This window comes from Streptomyces asiaticus (genome assembly GCF_018138715.1).
Classification (GTDB): domain Bacteria; phylum Actinomycetota; class Actinomycetes; order Streptomycetales; family Streptomycetaceae; genus Streptomyces; species Streptomyces asiaticus.
On record NZ_JAGSHX010000006.1, the window covers coordinates 5,302,356 to 5,324,317 of the forward strand.

The 21,962-nt window shown below is 71.4% G+C and carries 22 protein-coding genes; 11 read left to right on the forward strand and 11 right to left on the reverse strand.

The features are described 5' to 3' along the window. Positions 1 to 36: 36 nt before the first annotated feature. The gene (locus KHP12_RS30105; RefSeq protein WP_211833927.1) at positions 37 to 2,508 is read right to left on the reverse strand and encodes an AfsR/SARP family transcriptional regulator; all 2,472 of its coding nucleotides are present in this window, start codon (positions 2,506 to 2,508) and stop codon (positions 37 to 39) included. A 194-nt stretch (positions 2,509 to 2,702) separates the two neighbouring features. Here KHP12_RS30105 and KHP12_RS30110 point away from each other — a divergent pair, with 194 nt between their 5' ends. Continuing rightward, positions 2,703 to 3,596 carry an alpha/beta fold hydrolase gene (locus KHP12_RS30110; RefSeq protein WP_211833928.1) on the forward strand — a complete coding sequence of 298 codons (894 nt, stop codon included), beginning with the start codon at positions 2,703 to 2,705 and terminating at the stop codon, positions 3,594 to 3,596. Between the two features lie 6 nt (positions 3,597 to 3,602). Here KHP12_RS30110 and KHP12_RS30115 read toward each other — a convergent pair whose 3' ends face one another. After that, positions 3,603 to 4,460 (reverse strand): polysaccharide deacetylase family protein, encoded by an 858-nt coding sequence (locus KHP12_RS30115; RefSeq protein ID WP_086885426.1) that lies wholly within the window; start codon positions 4,458 to 4,460, stop codon positions 3,603 to 3,605. 212 nt (positions 4,461 to 4,672) lie between these two features. On the opposite strand from KHP12_RS30115, the gene KHP12_RS30120 reads away from it, so the two are divergent. Further along, positions 4,673 to 5,392 carry a hypothetical protein gene (locus KHP12_RS30120; protein ID WP_086885425.1) on the forward strand — a complete coding sequence of 240 codons (720 nt, stop codon included), beginning with the start codon at positions 4,673 to 4,675 and terminating at the stop codon, positions 5,390 to 5,392. Here KHP12_RS30120 and KHP12_RS30125 read toward each other — a convergent pair. The 4 genes from KHP12_RS30125 to KHP12_RS30140 form a co-directional block, all read right to left on the reverse strand. Then, entirely contained in the window at positions 5,335 to 5,682 is a 348-nt protein-coding gene (locus tag KHP12_RS30125; protein WP_086885424.1) for a hypothetical protein, read from the reverse strand. The genes KHP12_RS30120 and KHP12_RS30125 overlap by 58 nt on opposite strands. 101 nt (positions 5,683 to 5,783) lie before the next feature. Further along, positions 5,784 to 6,605 (reverse strand): arylamine N-acetyltransferase family protein, encoded by an 822-nt coding sequence (locus KHP12_RS30130; RefSeq protein ID WP_211834928.1) that lies wholly within the window; start codon positions 6,603 to 6,605, stop codon positions 5,784 to 5,786. Between the two features lie 90 nt (positions 6,606 to 6,695). After that, positions 6,696 to 6,908 (reverse strand): DUF397 domain-containing protein, encoded by a 213-nt coding sequence (locus KHP12_RS30135; protein WP_086885430.1) that lies wholly within the window; start codon positions 6,906 to 6,908, stop codon positions 6,696 to 6,698. Positions 6,909 to 6,918: 10 nt separating this feature from the next. After that, complete coding sequence (locus KHP12_RS30140) at positions 6,919 to 7,770, reverse strand: helix-turn-helix domain-containing protein (RefSeq protein WP_037952978.1); 852 nt, start codon at positions 7,768 to 7,770, stop codon at positions 6,919 to 6,921. 158 nt (positions 7,771 to 7,928) lie between these two features. Between KHP12_RS30140 and KHP12_RS30145 the strand changes: the two genes are divergently transcribed. Next, positions 7,929 to 8,396, forward strand: coding sequence for an ATP-binding protein (locus tag KHP12_RS30145; RefSeq protein ID WP_210609682.1), 468 nt, complete (start codon positions 7,929 to 7,931; stop codon positions 8,394 to 8,396). On the opposite strand, the gene KHP12_RS30150 is transcribed toward KHP12_RS30145, so the two are convergent. Further along, positions 8,393 to 8,674, reverse strand: a complete 282-nt coding sequence (locus tag KHP12_RS30150) for a hypothetical protein (protein WP_210609684.1) — start codon at positions 8,672 to 8,674, stop codon at positions 8,393 to 8,395. The two genes, KHP12_RS30145 and KHP12_RS30150, sit on opposite strands and share 4 nt — an antisense overlap. Before the next feature lie 715 nt (positions 8,675 to 9,389). Beyond that, positions 9,390 to 10,592 (reverse strand): class I SAM-dependent methyltransferase, encoded by a 1,203-nt coding sequence (locus KHP12_RS30155; RefSeq protein WP_086883685.1) that lies wholly within the window; start codon positions 10,590 to 10,592, stop codon positions 9,390 to 9,392. Here KHP12_RS30155 and KHP12_RS30160 point away from each other — a divergent pair. The 3 genes from KHP12_RS30160 (at position 10,584) to groL (ending at position 13,953) form a co-directional block, all read left to right on the forward strand. Further along, complete coding sequence (locus KHP12_RS30160; RefSeq protein WP_246648730.1) at positions 10,584 to 11,612, forward strand: polysaccharide deacetylase family protein; 1,029 nt, start codon at positions 10,584 to 10,586, stop codon at positions 11,610 to 11,612. The two genes, KHP12_RS30155 and KHP12_RS30160, sit on opposite strands and share 9 nt — an antisense overlap. A 312-nt stretch (positions 11,613 to 11,924) precedes the next feature. Further along, positions 11,925 to 12,233: a co-chaperone GroES gene (gene groES / locus KHP12_RS30165; protein ID WP_014054228.1), complete on the forward strand. Its 309-nt coding sequence runs from the start codon at positions 11,925 to 11,927 to the stop codon at positions 12,231 to 12,233. 94 nt (positions 12,234 to 12,327) lie between these two features. Beyond that, positions 12,328 to 13,953 (forward strand): chaperonin GroEL, encoded by a 1,626-nt coding sequence (gene groL / locus KHP12_RS30170; protein ID WP_086883684.1) that lies wholly within the window; start codon positions 12,328 to 12,330, stop codon positions 13,951 to 13,953. A gap of 88 nt (positions 13,954 to 14,041) precedes the next feature. Here the strand turns inward: groL and KHP12_RS30175 are convergent, their stop codons facing one another. Continuing rightward, on the reverse strand, positions 14,042 to 14,815 hold the full coding sequence (locus KHP12_RS30175) for an SDR family NAD(P)-dependent oxidoreductase (RefSeq protein WP_086883683.1): 774 nt from the start codon (positions 14,813 to 14,815) through the stop codon (positions 14,042 to 14,044). 97 nt (positions 14,816 to 14,912) lie between these two features. Further along, entirely contained in the window at positions 14,913 to 15,599 is a 687-nt protein-coding gene (locus KHP12_RS30180) for an MOSC domain-containing protein (RefSeq protein ID WP_211833929.1), read from the reverse strand. Positions 15,600 to 15,678: 79 nt separating this feature from the next. Here KHP12_RS30180 and KHP12_RS30185 point away from each other — a divergent pair, with 79 nt between their 5' ends. Continuing rightward, positions 15,679 to 16,599: a LysR family transcriptional regulator gene (locus KHP12_RS30185; protein ID WP_037952992.1), complete on the forward strand. Its 921-nt coding sequence runs from the start codon at positions 15,679 to 15,681 to the stop codon at positions 16,597 to 16,599. Between the two features lie 165 nt (positions 16,600 to 16,764). On the opposite strand, the gene KHP12_RS30190 is transcribed toward KHP12_RS30185, so the two are convergent. Beyond that, positions 16,765 to 17,079 (reverse strand): WhiB family transcriptional regulator, encoded by a 315-nt coding sequence (locus tag KHP12_RS30190; RefSeq protein WP_037952995.1) that lies wholly within the window; start codon positions 17,077 to 17,079, stop codon positions 16,765 to 16,767. A 408-nt stretch (positions 17,080 to 17,487) separates the two neighbouring features. On the opposite strand from KHP12_RS30190, the gene KHP12_RS30195 reads away from it, so the two are divergent. From KHP12_RS30195 to KHP12_RS30210, 4 genes are all read left to right on the forward strand, one after another. After that, complete coding sequence (locus tag KHP12_RS30195) at positions 17,488 to 18,099, forward strand: response regulator transcription factor (protein ID WP_003948568.1); 612 nt, start codon at positions 17,488 to 17,490, stop codon at positions 18,097 to 18,099. Between the two features lie 290 nt (positions 18,100 to 18,389). Continuing rightward, positions 18,390 to 19,001 (forward strand): sigma-70 family RNA polymerase sigma factor, encoded by a 612-nt coding sequence (locus KHP12_RS30200; RefSeq protein ID WP_037952997.1) that lies wholly within the window; start codon positions 18,390 to 18,392, stop codon positions 18,999 to 19,001. Positions 19,002 to 19,157: 156 nt separating this feature from the next. After that, on the forward strand, positions 19,158 to 20,660 hold the full coding sequence (gene guaB, locus KHP12_RS30205; RefSeq protein WP_086883681.1) for an IMP dehydrogenase: 1,503 nt from the start codon (positions 19,158 to 19,160) through the stop codon (positions 20,658 to 20,660). 127 nt (positions 20,661 to 20,787) lie between these two features. Then, positions 20,788 to 21,915 (forward strand): GuaB3 family IMP dehydrogenase-related protein, encoded by a 1,128-nt coding sequence (locus KHP12_RS30210; RefSeq protein WP_037953000.1) that lies wholly within the window; start codon positions 20,788 to 20,790, stop codon positions 21,913 to 21,915. Positions 21,916 to 21,962 lie beyond the last annotated feature (47 nt).

Consider the following 21,962-nt stretch of genomic DNA (forward strand, 5'->3'; position numbering starts at 1 on the left):
GACACCCCGTAGCGGTAGCGGCACTCGGCCGTGCCGCTACCGCAGGGCCTCGGCGAGATCGGTCAGGTGCCGGGAGACCGGGCCGACGGTGAGCAGGCCGCTGCCCGCCCCGGCAAGCTCGGCCGCCGCGGGGGCCAGCGCTGCGTGGGCGCGGGCGATCGTCTCCTGGTCGCCGACGGCGATGGCCGCCCGCCCGGTGAGACACCACAGGGCCTCCAGCAGCAGATCGCGGGGCGGCTCCGGGACCGCGCGCAGCGCCGCCGCGGCCTCGGCGTGGCGGTCCCGGGCGAGCAGCACCAGCGGACGGGCCCAGGGCGCGTACGGCCCCCAGTCGAGGGCCGCGTCGGTCGGGGCGGGGCGCCCCCGCTCCACGCGCAGACAGAGCAGCGCGAGCGGCAGCAGACCGCGCTCCAGGCCGGGCATCCCGGCGCCGTCCAGCCGCGCGGCGGCGTCCCGGTAGGCCGCCTCGACCGCGGCCTCGTCCGCCCGTCCCGTCGCGGCCAGCCGCAGCGCCCGGTACCACGCGGTGAACACCCCCACCAACGGCCGCTCATGGCGCTCGCCCAGACGCTCGGCGGCGGCCGCGTGCCGGTCGGCCGCCGCGAAGTCGCCGAACGCGCCGCGGGCCTGGAGCCGGATGAGATGGCCGAGCACCTCGAAGGCGACCAGCCCGTGCCGCGCCGCGAGGGCGATCAGCTCGGTCCCGGTGGCGTCCCGGCGCGGCGCCAGCCCCGCGCGTTCGAAGCTCTGCATGAAGACGCCGTTCAGCGCGAACGCCAGCAGCCCGGGATCGTCCAGCCGCCGAGCGATCTCCTCAGCCTGCCGAGCCGCCCACCGCCCCCGCTCGTACCGTCCACCCCGCGACTCCACGGCGATCGTCGCCAACAGCCGGGCACGAATCGCGTCATGACGCGTGGCCGCGCCGTCCGCCGTCCCGCGCCCGAACGTCCTGTGGCCGGGCGCGCCACGGTCGTCTCCTCCGGGAGCGGAACTCCCGCGCCCGACGGCCTCGCGGCCGGAGGCCCAGTGGTCGGCCACAGGACGTTCGGGCGCCCCGTGCCCGGCCACGGCGTGCCCGGCCGCGCCGTGGCCGAAGGCACCGCGGCGGGATGCCCCCTGGCCAGGGGGCACATGAGCGGTTGCCTCGTGGTCAGGTGCCTCGTGGTCAGGTGCCTCGTGGCCGAGGCCCTCGTATCCGGGCACCGCACGCCCGGTCGCGCCGGGGCCGGACGCCCCGTGCCCGGACGCCCCGTGCCCGGTTGTCTCGTGACCCGATGCCTCGTGCCCGGAGGGCCCCTCGCCGGGGGAGGACCCCTCGCCGGGGGAGGACCCCTCGCCGGGGGCCTGGCGGCCGGGCTCCCTGCGGCCGGGGGGCTCAAGGTCAGGGACCTCGTCATCGGGCGCCCCGAAATCGGCCGCGAGCGCGGCCAGCGTGCGTTCGGCCGCGGCCACGATCGATGCCGCCTGTTGCGGGTCGTCCAGGCGGGTCCAGATCGCGGGGACGTCGTAGGCGCCGATGACTCGGGCGGTCAGTTCGGGGTCGCCCAGTTCTTCCGCGGCCGCGACGGCCGCCACGCGTTGTCGGCGGGCCGTCAGCAGGCCGCCGCCACCGGTCATCGAGAGGTCGCGGAGCAGGGCGGCCGTCGACTCGAGCCGGGTCCGGGCGCCGGAGGCCACGGTGCGGTCGTACGCGGCGGTCGTGTCCGCCCACACCTGGGCCGCCGCGCCGCCCCGCGTCGCGGTGGGGTCGAGGTGGGGCGCCTGGCCGAGGATGTCCGTCTCCAGGCGGCGCAGCTCCGGGCCGGGGTCCACGCCCAGTTGCTCGACCAGCAGCGTGCGGGCCCGGCGCAGTACCGCCAGCGCGTCGCCCTGGCGGCCGGTGCGGTACAGCGCGAGGGCCAGTGCCCGCCAGGCGCCCTCGCGCCAGGGGTGCTCGGCCAGGTGCGCCTCCAGGTCCGGCACCGCCTCGGCGGCCCGGCCCAGCGCCAGCCGGGCCTCCGCCTGCCGCTCGACGGCGTGCAGCCGCAGCTCCGCCAGCCGGGAGCGCTCGCCCCGGGCCCAGCCCTCGTCGGCGAACTCCGCGTACGCGGGCCCGCGCCACCGGCTCAGCGCCTCCTCCAGCCGGGGCAGCGCGCCGTCCGGCGGCAGGGTCGCGGCGGCGGACACGTCCTGTTCGAAGCGCCAGGCGTCCACCGCGTCCGGGTCGGCCCGCAGCGCGTACCCGGGGCCCTCGGTGACCAGCAGCCGGGCCGGGGTGCGCGGCGGGCGCTGCGGCTCCAGCGCGCGGCGCAGCGCGGCCACGAACGTACGCACCGCGCCCACCGCTCCGGGCGGCGGTTCCGCCCACAGGTCCTCGATCAGCCGGGAGACGGGTACGACGCGGCGACGGGCGACGATCAGCCGGGCCAGCACCGCGCGGTGCCGTGGCCCCTTGAGCGCGATCGCGCGCCCGTCGGTGTCCGCGTCCCAGGCCACCACCGGCCCCAGCACCCCGAAACCGACCCGCATGCGGTCACCGTAGCGCGCTGATCGGATGCTCATCCGCACCCGGCAGGCTGACAGCCATCTCGTCAGTCACTTACTCACTTACTTCGTCCAGTCGCCCGGACGCCCGTCGTCCAGTCGCCCGGACGCCCGTCGTCCGGTCGTCCGGACGCCCGTCGTCCGGTCGTCCGGACGCTCCACAGAAAGCGCGCTCACCCATGGCCCCTGTCATTCCCGGCTTCGACTACCGCCGCGTCCCCGTCGCCGACGGCGTGTCCCTGAACGTGGCCGTCGCGGGCTCGGGCAGCCCCGTCGTCCTGCTGCACGGCTTCCCGCAGACCCACCTCATGTGGCGGCACGTGGCCGCCGACCTCGCGGCCGATCACACCGTGATCTGCCCCGACCTGCGCGGCTACGGCGCCAGCGACAAACCGTCCGCCAATGCCGGCACCGACGCCGACCCCGCCGCCTACGCCAAGCGCACCATGGCCGCCGACATCGTCGCCCTGGCCCGCGCCCTCGGGCATGAGCGCTTCGCGCTCGCCGGTCATGACCGCGGCGCCCTGGTCGCCTTCCGGGCGGGCCTCGACCACCCCGCGACGATCACCCATCTCGCCTGCCTGGACGTGCTGCCGACCCTCGACATGTGGGACGTACTGCACGGCACCACCGCCGCCGTCGGCTTCCACCTCTTTCTGATGGCCCAGCCCCCGGGGCTGCCCGAGCGGATGATCGCCGCCTGCTCCGACGACTTCTTCGGCCACTTCCTCGACCTGTGGGCGGGCGACCCGCGGGCCATCCCCGCCGAGGTCCGTACCGCCTATCTGGACGCCTGCCGCGCCGCGGTGCCGTCGATCGTGGCCGACTACCGCGCCTCCGCCGGTGTCGATGTCGACCACGACCGGGCCGACCGGGACGGCGGACGCCGGCTGACGATGCCGCTCACCGTCATCCAGCAGGACTGGGGCGCGGCCCTCGGCTATGACGCGGCGGCGCTGTGGCGCGCCTGGGCCGACGACCTGGATCACCGCACCGTCGGCTACGGCCACTTCATGGCCGAGGAGGCACCCGCCGACATCGCCAAGGCGCTGCGGGAGCTCCTCACCCGCTAGCGGACCCTATAGGTCCCCGGAGTAGTGGTCGGCGATCTCGTCGCTGGTCGTCACCCACACTCCGGGGTGGTTCACCACGTACTCCAGCGCCTGGTCCACGTATGTGTGCCGGAAGGGCTGATTGATCACGAACGGATGCAGCACGAGCGACATCACCCGCCCGCTGTCGGCCGAGTCGGCGTAGAGCTGGTCGAGCTGGTCCTTGACGATCCGGACGAAGTCCGGCCCGCTGAGGCTCTTGCCGACGAAGAGCTGGATGTCGTTGACCTCGATCGAATACGGCACGCTCAGCATGCCCGGCACGTTCAGCCGGTACGGCTGGTCGTCGTTGGCCCAGTCCAGTACGTACCGCAGCCCCAGCTCGGCCAGGAGTCCCGGGGTGCGGAAGGTCTCGGTCAGCGCGGGCCCGAGCCAGCCGCGCGGCCTGCGGCCGGTGGCCTTCTCGATGGTGCCGATCACCTCGGTGAGGTAGGCCCGCTCCTCCTCGGGGGACATGTCCGCCTGGAGGATCGAGTTGTTCCTGCCGTGCGCGGCCCACACCCAGTCCCGTTCCCGCCCGGCCCGGATGATCTGGGGGTAGCGCTCGGCGACATCGGAGTTGAGCATCACGCTCGCCCGCACCTGGTGCCGGTCCAGGCTCTCGATCAGCCGCCAGATCCCGACCCGGGGCCCGTAGTCCCGCCACCCGTAGTTCAGCGGATCGGGCGCCAGCGCCCGGGTGTCGGGGAAGATGCTGGTGGAGGGGCGGTCGATCGCGTAGTGCTCGACGTTCAGCCCGACGTAGAAGGCCACCCGGGCGCCACCGGGCCAGTGGATCGGGGCGCGTTCGACGATGGGACTGTAGTCGAAGAGCTGGTTGTCCATCAGGGCTCACCTCATCTGTACGGCTCAGCTGTACGGCGGTTCGGCACCGCTCGATGGACATCGTGAAACCCTCACACAAATGAGAAGGTCAAGTGGCCTGCCCTCGTGAGCTGAGAGACTGCGTCGGCGTACACCACAGTGCCCCGCGTGCCATGAGCGCCCCGCGTGCCATGAGCGCCATGGGTGCCATGAGTGCCATGAGGAAGGACGCCATGACGCCGCCCCACGAGCTTCCGCCACCGCCGCCCGCCCCGGACGAGCGGCCGTGGAAGGACCGCGCCGGGTTGCTCGACGCGCGGGCGCGGGCGATGGGGGCGCTGGCGCGGTGGTACCTGGCGCCGCACCGGGCGCTGCTGCTGTGGCTGGCCACGCTCGTCTTCGCGCTGGGGTGGAGCCTCGCGGTCTCGGGATTCCAGTTCCTGGTGAAGGGCGAGATCATCGAGCACGTCCTGGGCGTGATCTTCCTGGGTCTCGCCCTGGGTGCCACGGTCCCCTCCAGCCTGGGCGTGGTCTCCGGCATCCGGCGCGATGTCTTCGTGGGCGCCTGCCTCCGCGACTGGGCGGAGCTGGAGCGCGATCCCCGGACGCTGCCGCACTGGCGGGTCTCCGGCGGCGCTCTCCTGTGGCTGGGCCCGTCCATCGTGCTGGCCTGTCTGGGGCTGGCGCTGGGCGGGTTCGCGGTCTTCTCGGACGTCGGCACGGAGAGCGTCGGCACGGTCGCCGGTATCGGCCTGGTCTTCGCGGCCGCCGGAGCGCTCGGCATGGCCAAGGCGATCGACTACTACCGCCTGGTCGGCCGCGAACTCCGCCCCCTACGCTCCGACACCGGCGGTCCGGACGCCTACGGTCCGGACCCGTTAGATCCGGACTCCGGCTACGACGACGGCTTCTCCGATGACGGCTTCTCCGACGACGGCTTCTGTAGTGACTGAAAGCGGGTCCGCAGCTCCTCGTACCGCTCACCCGGGGTCTCCCCGCGCTCCTTGGCGACCTCCTCGATACGGGTCAGCAGCTGCCTGACCCGCACGGCGTCCGTATAGGCGTCGCGCTCCAGCTTCTTGTATGCGGCGGCGGCCGGGCCCTTGTGATCGTCGGGGTCCACCGACTGCCTCAGATGGCCGAGACGCTCGATCTGTTCCTCGAGGTAACTGAGCATTCCCTCAAGGTCTTTGATGAGATCCGACAGACCCTGGTCCGATACGGACAGTTTGTCCTTACTCATGTTCCATCCGCCCCTGCCACCCTCCCATCGGCCCATCAGCGGGATGATCGTGCCATGACCGGGGCCGGTATGGAGAGCCACCCGGGGTAACTGCTGTGCGGTCAGTCCGGCAGGGCCGTGCCCGGGGGCAGTTCGATGCCGAAGTCGGCGGCGAGAACGCGCAGCACCTCGTCGTTGTCGGCGAGTTCGCGCTCCTTACGGCTGCCGTCGGAGTAGGTCTCGACGAGAGTCCGCCCGGACAGCAGGAGATGGCGGTCCAGGGTGGTGCGCTGGACGTGGAGGGTGTGCTGGAAGGGCGAGCGCGGGTTGGTGGCGACGTGCCAGTTGATGACCCCGTAGTCGGACGCCTCGAAGGGCTCGCGGGTGAAGGCGTACTGGTCCTGCCAGGAGCCGTCGAGGAACGTCTGGAACACCCATAGGTCCTCCAGCCCCTCCGGGTACGGCTCGCGGACGTAGCGATGGCGGCGGAGGCCGTCGTGGAACTCGGTGTCGGCGACGAGCGGCACGGCCTCCAGGAGGCTGCCGACGCTGCCGAAGCCCACATCGGCGACGTAACGCCGCTCCTCGCCCGGGATCCCGACCAGCAGCAGCATGTGGGTGCGTGGCCGGACCGTCCCGGGGGCCGCTCCGACCCGGACGCGGGCGGTGAGGCCGGTGACCCGGAAGCCGAGGGTGGTGAGGGCGGCGGTCAGCAGCGTGTTGTGCTCGTAGCAGTAACCGCCGCGCCGGCCGCGCACCAGCTTGGCCTCGAGGTCGGGGACGGCGAGGGAGGGGGCCGAGCCGAGGAGGGGGTCGAGGTTCTCGAACGGTATGGACGTGAGGTGCGCCCGATGCACCGCCCGCAGCGTCTCCACAGTGGGGGCGGGGCGCCGGTCGCCCGTCCAGCCGATACGCGTCAGATAGGCGTCGAGATCAAGGGCGATACGTTCCATACCGCCGACCGTAACGCCGGATCCCCGGTGCCGGCCTCCGCTCATGGTGGGGCCTCACCTGGGCCTCTGGACGTAGGTCCGTTACGTCCCCGGCACCGCCGCGAGGTGATCGAGCGCGCCCGCCTTGATCGACTGGAGCAGGGCTCCCAGCCTCGCGGGGCTCGTGGTGAGGACCGTACGGGGTTCGTCGCTCTCACGGAGGGCGACGGTGGTGCCTATGAAGGCGAGCTCTATGCAGGAGTTCCCGTCCCCCGCGCTGGAATAGGAGGATTTCTGCCAGTTGACCTCGGTCATCTCCACGCCTTCATGTCTGTTGAGCGATGTCACGAATGAAATCACGTGACTCCTTCTCGGAGAGGGCCGCCTCGGTGGTGCGGTCCAGGACTCCACGATGGTTGACGAGCTGGGACTGCGCGTCCAGGAAGACCGGGCCGTGGGCGGCGTCGAGCTGCGCGGTGTCCAGCTGGGGCACCGCCCCCAGGGCATAGGTGACCGAGAGCCCGGGCACATGGAACCCTCCGGCCTCGAAGGTCAGTACGCGCACGGTGACGTTCTTCCGCTCGGAGGACTCCAGCAGGCTGTCCAGCTGCGCGCGCAGCACGCGGTCGGTACCGAACCGCATGCGCAGCGCCGCCTCGTGAATGATGAAGGTGCACGGCGGCGGGTCGTCCCGGTCCAGGATGTCGCGGCGCTTCATGCGGTGGGAGAGCCTGCGTCTGAGGTCCGTGGCGGACCACTGCGGGACGGTGGAGCCGAGCACCGCCCGCGCGTACTCCTCTGTCTGCAACAGGCCGGGCATGTGCATGATTTCCAGCACGCGCAGGCTCGTGGCGTAGTACTCCAACTCGGCCAGGTCGAGCCCACCGGTGGCGATATAACCCCGGTACTCCTCCCACCAGCCGCCCTTGCGCTCCCGGGCCATGGCGACGAGCGCGTCGACGTACGCGCTGTCCGGGCAGGCGTAGATGGCGGCGAGGGCCCGGACCCGCTCCTCGCTCACGCCGAACCGCGCGAGCTCCAGGTTGGTGATGTGGGTGCGGTTGATGCCCAGCCGGTCGGCGGCCTCCTGAATGCTGAGCCCCGCGCCTTCGCGCATCCTTCTGAGTTCTGTGCCGAGCCTGACTTGACGCGCGGTCGGGACGCTCCGGGGTGGCATGGTCCTCCATAACCCTCAAGGAGTAATCGTCGGGGAAATTCAACGGGACCGTAGCAGTTGTTTGCACCGCTGCCCTACCGTTGGTGTCGTTGCCGCTACTGCGCGTTGATCGCCGTAACGGTACGCGCGCTGTCGGCCCCCTCACAGGGAGTTGCCCCATGGATTCCGATCACGAGTCCGACGACCGTCCCCCACGCCGCCCACCCGTTCCCTCCAGGGATCCGTACGTCTACACCCTTCAGAGCAGCCGGCACGCGACCTCCGCCAAGGTCTGCCGGGACTTCGTCGCCTGCGTCCTGAACTCCGTGGGGCAGGAGGAGCTGGTCGACATGGCGACGCTGTGCACCTCGGAGCTGGCCACCAACGCCTTTCTGCACGCCGAGGGCGACTCCATGATGCTGCGCGTGGTGATCGAGCCACCCCGCTTCCGCGTCCTGGTCTACGACGCCTCCGCCGAACTCCCCACCGCCGCCTGCCTCCCCGAGGGGGACCGCCTCCACGGCCGCGGCCTCGGGCTGGTGGCGGCCCTGGCCGACGCATGGGGGACGGCGGAGGGGGACGCGGTGGGCTTGTACGCCAAGGGGGTCTGGTTCGAACTCGCGGGCAAGGAGGAGGACGGGGCTTAGCCCGCCGCGGCGAACGTCAGCGGAAATGCCTGGCCGGAATCCGCGTAACGGTGGAACCGCCCGACCCAGGACGGCTCCTTGAGGGCCCGGACGTGGGTGCGGGGCAGCGCGATGTGCACATCGCGGCCGCCGTCCTGGTCGGCCGGGGTCGGCGCGATATGCACGGTCCAGGGAATGGGGATGGGGGAGAAGTCGTTCGGGGCGTTGCCCCAGTAGTCATCCGGTACGGCCGCGCCGACGAACGAACGGAAGTCGGCGATGAGGCCGAGCCTTTCCACGCTCGAATCGGGGCGGTCCCGCAATGCGTGCGGTGAACGATCGCTTGGCGCCGCTTTCGGTGGCGGAAGCCGTCATACTCACACGCTCTTTCGTCGGGCCCAAACGCGCTGTCACGTCGACGCGTTGCCGTAACTCCCGAGGCGTTGACCGTAACCTGCGGGGCGTGAGCGGCCTCATGAAGTGGTCCGGGTTTAGGGAATTCCCCAACGTGGGCCCGGCCTGGATCGTCCGGCGGATCTTTCCCCTCCCCGCCCCTTCCCGTAACCAGGGGCTCGGCCCTGGACCCCGGGGATCGACGGGCCGGCCGTCACCGCCGTGAATGCCTCCACCGGCGGGCTGGCCGCGGTCGGCACGCCCGCGCGGCGGATGGCTGGGCGGACGCCCGTGCACCTCCGGGTCGTCGGGGTGGGGCCTGGGGTGGGGCCCTGGTTTCGCTCCGTCCCTGGGCTCCCGGGGGCGTCGGGCTGAGCATTGCGCCGTGGGCGCCTGTACCGGTGGGCTGGTCGGGGTCGGCATACGGGGGTCTGGGGCGGAGCCCCACCACGCGGCGGAGCCGCATATTGATGCTGCGGGAAGGGGCGGGGTGGGGAACAGGCCGCCGCAGGCGACGCCCGCGCGTATCCGGGGCGTCCGGCCGGGGTCCAGGGCGGGGCCCCACCACGCGGCGGGGCCGCGTATCGGTGCTGCGGGGCGCGGATCAGCCCGCCGCGGGCGTCAAGACCCGGCGGGCAGGGTCTGGGCCGGGTGGCCCAGCAGCATCGTGGGGGAGCCCGCCGACCGCGTCAGCACGATCGTGCAGGCGTTCCCACCCTCGAGGCGCAGCTTCTTGCGGAGCTGCTCCGGCTCGACCGCCGACCCCCGCTTCTTGATGGTCGCGACGCCGACCTCCCGCTCCCGCAGCAGCGCCTTGAGCTTCTTCAGGTTGAACGGCAGCACATCCGTGATCTCGTACGCGGTGGCGTACGGCGTCGGGCGCAGCTCGTCCGTCGTGATGTAGGCGATCGTCGGGTCGATCAGACGGCCGCCGACGCGGGCCGCCACATCGGCCACGAGATGGGCGCGGATGACGGCGCCGTCCGGCTCGTAGAGCCAGCGGCCGACCGGGCCGGGCTCGGGGTCGGGGAGGAGCGGGGTGCCGATCAGGGAGTGGCCGCTCGGCAGCAGCGTGGCGCGGCGCAGCCCGGGGCGGGCGGTGCCGAACCACAGGACGGCCTCCTTCACATGGCCGTGGTCCGAGATCCACTCGGCCTCCGCGTCCTCGGGGACCGCCTCGTGCGGCACCCCGGGGGCGATCTTGAGGGCGGCGCGCGGCGTGGTGCGGGCGGCCTCGATGGCCCAGGAGAGGGGCGGGGAGTACGCCTCGGGGTCGAAGACGCGGCCCCGGCCGCCGCGCCGGGCCGGGTCGACGAAGACCGCGTCGAAGTCCCGGGTGTCGACCTCGGTGACATCGGCGCAGCGGACCTCGATGAGCTCGGCCAGGCCGAGCGCCTCGGCGTTGGCGCGGGTGACGGCGCAGGTCAGCGGGTCGCGATCGACGGCGAGTACGGAGATCCCGGCGCGGGCGAGCGCGATCGCGTCGCCGCCGATGCCGCAGCACAGATCGGCCATGCGGCGGACGCCGAACTCCGCGAAGCGGGAGGCGCGGTACGCGGCCACGGAGGTGCGGGTGGACTGCTCGACGCCGTTCGGCGTGAAGTACATGCGGTGCGCGTCCTCGGGGCCGAATTTGGCCACCGCCCGCTGCCGCAGCGCGGCCTGGGTCAGGGCCGCCGAGACCAGCGCCGGGGGATGGTCGCGGCGCAGCCGCGTCGCGGTGGCGAGCTCCTTCGCCGGGTCGTAGTCGCGGAGCGCCGAGAGCAGCGCCTGCCCCTCGTCGCCGAGCAGTGAATCGAAGGCGTCAACGTCCACATGGCCCATTCTCTCCGCTCCCAGGGGAGCATTCGCACCGCGCTCGGCGCGCGGGTCGGCGCGATAGAGCTGAAGATCGCTTTTGTGATGATGATCAAGGCTGGTCTTTCAAGGTGTCTGGTTCTCACCGCCGCCGCGGCCGTGCTCGCCGGCTGCGGGGCGCTCGGCGCTTCCGGGCCGCACACCCGGACAGGGAAGGCGGCCGGCCTTCTGTCGTCGTCCTCCGCCGGTCCGCACACCGTGTCCGGGGCCTCCGGGCCGCCGCCGTTGGGCGGGCACGAGGACGGCACGCCGCCATCGGGCCCGGCGGCGCCGGGCTCCGCGCCGGGCGCGTTCCCGGACGCGTACCGCCGCTGGGGGCTCGACCGGCCCCTGACCCCGCCGCCGCGCCCGCCCAGGGTCAAGCCACCGCTCGCCGCGATGTGGCCACCGGTACCCGGACTGGCGACGGTCATCCGCCGGGTCGCCACCACCGATCGGGTGGTTTTCCTGACGCTCGACGACGGGATCGAGAAGGACCCGGCCTTCGTCGACCAGGCCCGGGACCTCGGTCTGCCGTTCACGCAGTTCCTGGAGGACGAGGTGATCGGCGACCACTACGGCTACTTCCGCCGGCTGCGTGAGCTCGGGAACCGGATCGGCAACCACACCCTCACCCACCCCAAGCTCGCGGGCCAGGACTACGAATTCCAGCTCCGGGAGATCTGCGGTCAGCAGGACGTCCTCCACTACCGCCTCGGCCTGGAGCCCCACCTCTTCCGTCCGCCTTACGGGGACTACGACTGGAACACGCTGCGGGCGGCGGCGGACTGCGGGCTGGGGAAGGTGGTGCTGTGGCGCGCGGAGATGGAGCCCGACGGACTGGTGTACCGCTCGGGCAGCGGGCTCCGGCCCGGGGACATCATCCTCGCCCACTTCCGCGGCCCGGACATGTTGAAGGGCGCGACGATGACCGACATGATCACTTCGCTGCTGCGGGAGGTTCAGGCGCAGGGGTTCGCGGTGGCTCGGCTGGAGGACTACATCTGACCGCCACTACATCTGGCCCCCACTGCATCTGGCCCCCACTGCATCTGGCCGCCACTACATCTGACCTCCACGGCCTGTTGTTCATGGCGACCGTAAGGCGGTCATGGGGCGCCGTCCCGAGGCCGGCACCGCGTCGCTTGGCACTCTAGTTGACTGAGTGCTAACCGCGTCATAATGTCGAGGCTGGCACTCGGGACCGATGAGTGCCAGGGATACAGCGACGGGCAGGTCCGGCACCCGCGACGACGGATCCACCTGGTCGCCACCTCAGACAGTTGACCCCGTGAGATCTCCGAAGGGGGAGGTCGGATCGTGACGACCACCAGCTCCAAGGTTGCCATCAAGCCGCTCGAGGACCGCATTGTGGTCCAGCCGCTCGACGCCGAGCAGACCACGGCTTCAGGCCTGGTCATTCCGGACACCGCCAAGGAAAAGCCCCAGGAGGGCGTCGTCCTGGCTGTGGGCCCGGGCCGCTTCGAGGACGGCAAGCGCCTTCCGCTCGACGTCTCCGTCGGTGACGTCGTGCTCTACAGCAAGTACGGCGGCACCGAGGTGAAGTACAGCGGCGAGGAGTACCTCGTCCTCTCGGCTCGCGACGTCCTCGCGATCGTCGAGAAGTAATCACCGAAGTTTTGCCTATGAGCCGTGCCCCGGTGCCCGTGTCATCTGAAACCGGGGTCGGGGCACGGCTTGTTTGAGAGGACATACGCAACTCATGGCGAAGATCCTGAAGTTCGACGAGGACGCCCGTCGCGCCCTCGAGCGCGGCGTCAACAAGCTCGCGGACACCGTCAAGGTGACCATCGGCCCCCGTGGCCGCAATGTCGTCATCGACAAGAAGTTCGGTGCCCCCACCATCACCAACGACGGTGTCACGATCGCCCGTGAGGTCGAGGTCGAGGACCCGTACGAGAACCTTGGCGCGCAGCTCGTCAAGGAGGTGGCGACCAAGACCAACGACATCGCGGGTGACGGCACCACCACGGCCACCGTGCTGGCCCAGGCGCTGGTGCGCGAGGGCCTGAAGAACGTGGCCGCCGGCGCCTCCCCGGCCGCCCTGAAGAAGGGCATCGACGCGGCGGTCAAGGCCGTCTCGGACGACCTGCTGGCCACCGCCCGCCCGATCGACGAGAAGTCCGACATCGCCGCCGTGGCCGGGCTGTCCGCCCAGGACAAGCAGGTCGGCGAGCTGATCGCCGAGGCGATGGACAAGGTCGGCAAGGACGGTGTCATCACCGTCGAGGAGTCCAACACCTTCGGTCTGGAGCTCGACTTCACCGAGGGCATGGCCTTCGACAAGGGCTACCTCTCGCCGTACATGGTCACCGACCAGGAGCGGATGGAGGCCGTCCTCGACGACCCGTACATCCTGATCCACCAGGGCAAGATCTCCTCCATCCAGGACCTGCTGCCGCTCCTGGAGAAGATCATCCAGGCCAACGCCAGCAAGCCGCTGCTGATCATCGCCGAGGACGTGGAGGGCGAGGCCCTCTCCACCCTCGTCGTCAACAAGATCCGCGGCACCTTCAACGCGGTCGCGGTGAAGGCCCCGGGCTTCGGTGACCGCCGTAAGGCCATGCTCGGCGACATCGCCACCCTTACGGGCGGCACCGTCATCGCCGAGGAGGTCGGCCTCAAGCTCGACCAGGTCGGCCTGGACGTGCTGGGCACCGCCCGCCGCGTGACCGTCACCAAGGACGACACCACGATCGTCGACGGTGGCGGCAAGGCGGACGAGGTCTCCGGCCGCATCGCCCAGATCAAGGCCGAGATCGAGTCCACGGACTCCGACTGGGACCGCGAGAAGCTCCAGGAGCGGCTCGCCAAGCTGGCCGGCGGCGTGTGCGTGATCCGCGTGGGCGCGGCCACCGAGGTCGAGCTCAAGGAGAAGAAGCACCGCCTGGAGGACGCCATCTCCGCGACCCGCGCCGCGGTCGAGGAGGGCATCGTCTCCGGTGGTGGCTCCGCGCTGGTCCACGCCGCGAAGGTGCTGGAGAACAGCCTGGGCCTGGAGGGTGACGAGGCCACCGGTGTCGCCGTGGTCCGCCGCGCCGCGGTCGAGCCGCTGCGCTGGATCGCCGAGAACGCCGGTCTCGAGGGCTACGTGATCACCTCGAAGGTCGCCGAGCTCCAGAAGGGCCACGGCTACAACGCGGCCACCGAGGAGTACGGCGACCTGGTGAAGGCCGGCGTCATCGACCCGGTCAAGGTCACCCGCTCCGCGCTGGAGAACGCGGCGTCGATCGCCTCGCTGCTGCTCACCACCGAGACCCTGGTGGTCGAGAAGCCGGCCGAGGAAGAGGCCGAGGCCGCCGGCCACGGCCACGGTCACGCGCACTGACGCTCCGGCGTTCTGCCGCAAGCAGCGCGAAGGCGCGGCCGCCCAGCTGGGCGGCCGCGCCTTCGCGTGTTCCGGTTCCGCCGGGCGGCTACCCCTTGGCCGGGGGGCGGCCGACCTTGGAGGAGAGGGAGGAGAGGGCCGAGCGCGGGGCCAGCTTCGCCAGGCTCGACATCGCCTTGTAGCGCGGGTCCGGGATGGACAGCGACTTACCCCGGGCGAAATCCTTCAGCGCCGCCGTGACCAGCCGGTCCGGGTCCAGCCACATCCAGCTCGGCACGCTGGTGTCCTTGATCCCCGCCCGCGCGTGGAACTCCGTACGGACGAACCCCGGGCACAGCGCCATCAGCCGCACCCCCGAGCGGGCCAGGTCCTTCGCCGCGCCCTGCGTGAACTGCACGACCCACGCCTTGCTCGCCCCGTACGTCCCGCGCGGGAAGAAGGCCGCGACCGACGCCACATTGATCACCCCGCCGCGCCCCCGGTCCCGCATCGTCCCGGCCCCCGCGCTGGTCAGCCGCAGCACCGCCTCGCAGTGCAGCTTCAGCATCCGCAGCTCATCGGTGATCGGCACTTCCAGATAGCGGGCGCGGTTGCCGAAACCGGCGTTGTTGACGAGCAGATCGACCGGGTGGGTACGGTCCTTCAGCCGGGCCTCGACCGCAGCGATCCCGTCATCCTCGGAGAGGTCCGCCACCAGCACGTCCGCCTCCACGCCGTGCCGGTCGTGCAGATCCGCCGCCTGCTCCCGCAGCCGCTTCTCATCGCGTGCGACGAGCACCAGATTGTGCCCGTCGGCGGCGAGCCGGCCCGCGAAGGCGGCGCCGATGCCCGCGGTGGTTCCGGTAATCAATGCAGTCGTCATACGCGCACGTTATCGGCCACGGCGGGCCCCGGCGGACCGCCGAGCGGCAGCGCGAGCGATCTGCGTCGGAATGAGCGCTTCCGTCGGTGCGGATCCGTCAGATCGTCTTCGCGGACCGGTATTTCAGGGCGGTCTTCCGCGCCTCCGGATGCAGTGCCTCACCGGCCGCCAGCACCCTCGGCAGCAGCTCCCGCTCCGTGGTCTCGGCGCGGAAGAGGAACGCGACCGTCACCTCGTGGTCGGGCCGGTGCACGATCTCGACGGCGTCGCCCGAGCGGATCTCGCCGGGCTCGAGCACCCGCAGATACGCACCGGGGACGGCGGCCTGGGTGAACCGCTTGAGCCACCCCCGCTCGCCCAGCCAGCCGGCGAACGTACGGCACGGGATGCGCGGTGAGGTCACCTCCAGCAGCAGCTCGCTCCCCACCCGCCAGAGCTCGCCGATGAGGGCGCCGTTGACGTCGATACCGCTGGTGGTGAGGTTCTCGCCGAAGGAGCCGTTGGCCAGTTCGCGGCCCAGCTCCCGCTCCCAGACGTCGAGGTCCTCCCGGGCGTAGGCGTAGACGGCCTGGTCGTCGCCGCCGTGGTGGCGGAGGTCGCAGACCGAGTCACCGGCCAGACCGCTTCCGGCCTGGCCCTTCGGCCCGGGGGCCGTGACCCGTACCAGGCGGTCGACGGGCCGCTTGTCGATACCGGTGCCCGCCGGGCAATCGGTGTGGGCGCTCGGCATCGCGCGGCCGATGTTCACGGTGAGGACGGCTGAGGGGTGCGGAGTATGCGGCATGACCGCACCGTAGGACAGTGGGGTCAAAGCGTCGACGTAATATCCCGGGCCGTGCCCAAGGGTCCCTTATGCTCAAGGCATGATCGAGGCCCGCCATCTCAGGGTGCTGCGCGCGGTGGCCGCCACCGGCTCCTTCTCCGCCGCCGCCCGTGAGCTCGGCTGCACCCAGCCCGCCGTCAGCCAGCAGATGAAGGCCCTGGAGGGCGCCGCGGGCACTCCGCTGCTGATCCGCAGCGGACGGGAGATGCGGCTGACCGAGGCGGGCCGGGCGCTGGTACGGCACGCCGGCGGGATCCTGGCCGGGCTGACCGCCGCCGAGGAGGAGGTCGCGGCCATCGCCGGGCTGCGCTCGGGCCGGGTGCGGCTGGTGTCCTTCCCCAGCGGCAGCTCGACCCTGGTGCCCATGGCGCTCGCCGAGATGCGCGCGGAGCACCCCGGAACGCGCGTCTCGCTCGTGGAGGCCGAGCCGCCGGGCTCGGTGGAGATGCTGCGCTCGGGCGACTGCGAGATCGCGCTGGCCTTTCGGTATCCGCAGGTGAGCACGGATGCGGAGGCGGCGTCGGGAGGCGGCTGCGAATGGGACGACCTGGTCCTGCGGCCGCTGCTGAGCGATCGGCTGGTGGGCGTGGTGCCGGAGGGGCACAAGCTGGCGGGCGCCGGGGCGGTGGGGATCGCCGAGCTGGCCGGGGAGCCGTGGATCGCGGGCTGCCCGCGCTGCCGGGGGCATCTGGTGGAGGTGTGCGAGTCCGAGGGCTTCACCCCGCGCATCGACTTCGCGACGGACGACTATCCGACGGTCGTCGGCCTGGTCGGGGCCGGGCTGGGGGTCGCGGTGCTGCCCGAGCTGGCGCTGGAGTCGGTGCGGACCAAGGGCGCCACGACGCTGGAGGTGGAACCGGCGGTGCGCCGGGAAGTGGTGGCGCTGACGCTGCCCGACCTTGCCCGCGTCCCCGCGGTGGCGGCGACGCTGGACCGGCTGGAGCGGGCCGCCCGCAGATGAGCGGCGCGCACTACTCCGCGGGCCGTCCGCGCATGCGCCGGGTGGCGACGGGCGGGTGGTGGCAGGCCCGGGTGGACGGGCTCCGGTGGTGACAGGCCCGGGTGGTGACAGGCCCCGGTGGTGGCGGAAGGAACGTTTCTTCAGTTGGCCGGGGTCAGGCCGTGATCACGATCCCGGGGCGCCCGTACTGGCGACCGCGCGGTGCCGCGCCCGCCCCATGAGCTCCTCGCGCTCGTCCTCGGTCAGTCCGCCCCACACCCCGTAGGGCTCGCGTACGGCAAGGGCGTGGGCCGCGCACTGCGCCCGTACCGGGCAGCGCATGCACACCTCTTTCGCCGACATCTCACGTGCGCTGCGGGCAGCGCCGCGCTCCCCCTCCGGGTGGAAGAAGAGCGAGCTGTCGACCCCGCGACACGCGGCCAGGAGCTGCCAGTCCCACAGGTCGGCATTCGGGCCGGGAAGACGGGAGAAATCTGCCATTGCCTTATCTCCTCGAAGTGATCGGCTGCGGACGCTGTGTCCTGGGTCGTACACCTACGGTGTAAGTAGATGTAAATATGACTCATTGCGAATCTAGCCACACAGACCGGCAAATTGGAAGCAAGGTCGCCAAATGCCACCGAAGGGACTGCCTCGGGGGCTGCCCTATGGGGGAGGCGCGAAGGGCGCGACCGGCGCGACGAAGCTGCTCCGTGTCCGGGCCCTCACGTAGAGTGTCGAAGGTGGCCGCCGAACCCCGTAACTCTTTCGGGTGACCGTCGTTGAGAGTGCGGAGGCGGTTGATGGGTAAAGCTCTCGGACAGATATCCGGGGCTGTCAATCGCTCAGGTGACGATATGTACCAGCCTGGAGGCTCAAGGTGACGCGCATCAGCTGCGGAGGGCGGCCATGACATCCGTCCTCGTCTGCGACGACTCCCCGCTTGCCCGAGAGGCGCTGCGCCGCGCGGTGGCGACCGTGCCCGGCGTCGAGCGTGTGACGACGGCGGCCAACGGCGAGGAAGTCCTCCGCCGCTGGGGTGCCGACCGCTCGGATCTGATTCTGATGGACGTACGGATGCCCGGTCTCGGCGGGGTCGAGACCGTGCGGCGGCTGCTCTCCGCCGACCCCGGCGCCCGGATCATCATGCTCACGGTCGCCGAGGACCTGGACGGAGTGGCGCTGGCCGTGGCGGCCGGTGCCCGTGGCTATCTGCACAAGGACGCCTCGCGCGCCGAGCTGCGCGCCACCGTGACCCAGGCGCTCGCCGACCCCACCTGGCGGCTGGCCCCGCGCCGGCTGCGCTCGGCCGAGATGGGCGCCGCGCCCACGCTCACCGCGCGGGAGATCCAGGTGCTCGAGGGCATGAGCCACGGCCGGTCCAACGCGGAGATCGGCCGCGAGCTGTTCCTGTCCGAGGACACGGTCAAGACGCACGCACGCCGGTTGTTCAAGAAGCTCGGCGCGTCCGACCGGGCGCATGCGGTGGCCCTCGGGTTCCGCTGGGGTCTGGTCCGCTGATCCGGCCACGACCGTTCTGACGTGCTGCGCAGCGGGGGCGCGACGGTCCCCGCCCGTCGGGTGGCGGGCGGGGCGAAAGCGTGCGCGGCGAGCGCTGTGGTGGTGGCCTGTATCAGTTCCCCGCGCTATGCCGCATCCTTGAAGGTGTGGAGTTCCTCGGGGACGAGTCGGTCGGGCGTGAGGGGAGAGCGCAGGACGTGACGACAGCCGGCGCACCTGCTCATAACGCTTCAGCGCACAACTACGGACGCGATGCCACGGAGCCCCCGGGCCCGAGGCACCATGGATGGATGCCGCGCGACGAGGAGAGCCCAGGAGCCCCCAAGGGAGCTCCCGGGGGTACGGGGGCGATCGGCGCCCTCGTCGGGCGCGCAACTGAGGGGGACGAGCAGGCCACCCACGATCTTCTGGCCCTGGTCCACCCGCTGGCCCTGCGCTACTGCCGTACGAGGCTGTCCCGACTTCCGGGTGATGCCCGCCACTTCGTGGACGACCTCGCGCAGGAGGTCTGTCTCGCGGTGCTGTGCGCGCTGCCGCGCTACCGCGACACCGGAAAGCCCTTCGAGGCGTTCGTCGTCGCCATCGCCTCCCACAAGGTCGCCGATCTCCAGCGGGCCGCCATGCGGCACCCGGGCTCCACGGCCATCCCCTCGGACGAGATGCCGGAGCAGCCGGACGATTCGCTGGGGCCCGAGGAGCGGGCGCTGCTCAGCAGCGATGCGGAGTGGGCCAAGAAGCTGCTGGCCAACCTTCCGGAGAACCAGCGCGAGCTGGTGCTGCTGAGGGTCGCGGTCGGGCTGACGGCGGAGGAGACCGGGCAGATGCTCGGGATGTCCCCCGGAGCGGTGCGGGTCGCCCAGCACCGGGCGCTGAGCAGGCTGCGCGCGCTCGCCGAGCAGTGACCCCCGGGCCCACCGGAGTTCCACCCGGCTCGTTACCTTGTTGTGCCTTCCGTATTTAGCAGGTCGCTGAGAAGTTATCCACAGGGCGGAATGAGGCACTCGGGGAGCCCGTTAGCATGGGAGTCCGCGCTGGGGCAAGACCATTGGAAGGGTGTCATGACTGACAACGTCGACGGAGTGCCTGAGAAGTTCGCCATGCTCGGGCTGACGTACGACGACGTGCTGCTGCTGCCGGGCGCCTCCGAGGTGCTGCCGAACGCGGTCGACACCTCGTCCAGGGTCTCGCGGAACGTCCGGGTGAATGTGCCGCTGCTGTCCGCCGCCATGGACAAGGTCACCGAGTCCCGGATGGCCATCGCCATGGCCCGGCAGGGCGGCGTGGGCGTGCTGCACCGCAATCTGTCCATCGAGGACCAGGCCAACCAGGTCGACCTGGTCAAGCGGTCGGAGTCCGGCATGGTCACCGACCCGATCACGGTCCGGCCGGACGCCACGCTGCACGAGGCGGACGCGCTGTGCGCGAAGTTCCGCATCAGCGGTGTGCCGGTCACGGACGCCGTGGGCAAGCTGCTCGGCATCGTCACCAACCGTGACATGGCCTTCGAGGTCGACCGGGGCCGTCAGGTCCGCGAGGTCATGACCCCGATGCCGCTGGTCACCGGCAAGGTGGGGATCTCCGGCGAGGACGCGATGCAGCTGCTGCGCCGCCACAAGATCGAGAAGCTGCCGCTGGTCGACGACGCGGGCGTGCTCAAGGGCCTGATCACGGTCAAGGACTTCGTGAAGGCCGAGCAGTACCCCCACGCGGCGAAGGACGCGGGCGGCCGGCTGGTCGTCGGCGCCGCCGTCGGCGTTGGCGACGAGTCGTACGAGCGGGCGCAGGCGCTGGTCGAGGCCGGGGCCGACTTCCTGGTCGTGGACAGCGCGCACGGCCACAGCCGGGGCATCCTCGACATGATCGCCAAGATCAAGTCCAATATCGCGGTCGATGTGGTGGGCGGCAATGTCGCCACCAGGGACGGCGCCCAGGCGCTGATCGACGCGGGGGTGGACGGGGTCAAGGTCGGCGTCGGCCCGGGCTCGATCTGCACCACGCGCGTGGTCGCGGGCATCGGCGTGCCGCAGGTCACCGCCATCTACGAGGCCGCCCGCGCCTGTCACGCGGCCGGGGTGCCGCTGATCGGCGACGGCGGCCTTCAGTACTCGGGCGACATCGCCAAGGCGATCGCGGCCGGTGCGGACACCGTGATGCTGGGCAGCCTGCTGGCCGGCTGCGAGGAGTCGCCGGGCGAGATGGTCTTCATCAACGGCAAGCAGTTCAAGTCCTACCGGGGCATGGGCTCCTTGGGCGCGATGCAGACGCGTGGCCAGGCCCGCTCGTACTCCAAGGACCGCTACTTCCAGGACAACGTGCTGTCCGAGGACAAGCTGGTCCCCGAGGGCATCGAGGGCCAGGTGCCCTACCGCGGCCCGCTCGCCTCGGTCGCGCACCAGCTGGTGGGCGGTCTGCGGGCGTCGATGGGCTATGTCGGCTCGGCCAATGTGGCGGAGCTGAAGGAGAAGGGCCGCTTTGTGCGGATCACCGCGGCGGGCCTCAAGGAGAGCCACCCGCATGACATCCAGATGACCACCGAGGCGCCGAACTACTCCGGCCGTTGATCCGCGCCGTCCGTTGATCCACGCTGTCCGCGCTGTCAGCTGATCCGCGCCGTTCACCCGGGCGACCTCGCGACGGCGCGGGCAGGGATACTGGGACTGCTGTTCGTGAACAGGGAAAGGCACCCACGTGACTGAGATCGAGATCGGGCGCGGCAAGCGCGGCCGCAGGGCGTACGCGTTCGACGACATCGCCGTTGTGCCGAGTCGTCGCACCCGGGACCCGAAGGAGGTCTCGATCGCCTGGCAGATCGACGCCTACCGCTTCGAGCTGCCTTTCCTGGCCGCGCCGATGGACTCGGTGGTCTCGCCCCGCACCGCGATCCGCATCGGTGAGCTCGGCGGCCTCGGGGTGCTCAACCTCGAGGGGCTCTGGACCCGTTACGAGGACCCGGAGCCGCTGCTGGCCGAGATCGCCGAGCTGGACGAGCGCACCGCGACCACCCGGATGCAGGAGATCTACGCCGAGCCGATCAAGGAGGAGCTGATCGGCCAGCGCCTGAAGGAGGTGCGGGACGCGGGCGTGGTGACCGCCGCCGCCCTGTCCCCGCAGCGCACGGCCCAGTTCTCCAAGGCCGTGGTGGACGCGGGGGTCGACATCTTCGTGATCCGCGGGACCACGGTCTCCGCCGAGCATGTCTCCGGTGCCGCCGAGCCGCTCAACCTCAAGCAGTTCATCTATGAGCTGGACGTTCCGGTGATCGTGGGCGGCTGCGCCACCTACACGGCCGCGCTGCACCTGATGCGCACCGGCGCGGCCGGTGTGCTGGTGGGCTTCGGCGGCGGCGCCGCGCACACCACCCGCAACGTGCTGGGCATCCAGGTGCCGATGGCCACGGCGGTCGCCGATGTCGCCGCCGCCCGCCGGGACTACATGGACGAGTCCGGCGGCCGCTATGTGCATGTGATCGCCGACGGCGGCGTGGGCTGGAGCGGCGATCTGCCGAAGGCCGTCGCCTGCGGCGCGGACGCGGTGATGATGGGCTCCCCGCTGGCCCGGGCCACGGACGCGCCGGGCCGCGGTCACCACTGGGGCATGGAGGCCGTGCACGACGAGGTGCCGCGCGGCAAGCGGATGAACCTGGGCACGGTGGGCTCCACCGAGGAGATCCTCCTCGGCCCCTCGCACACCACCGACGGCTCGATGAACTTCTTCGGCGCGCTGCGCCGCGCGATGGCCACGACCGGCTATTCGGAGCTGAAGGAGTTCCAGCGGGTCGAGGTCACGGTCGCCCCGTCGGCCCGCGACAAGCGCTGAGCGTTCCTCATAAGCCGGTTTCGGCAACCGGTTCAGCAGCAACCGAA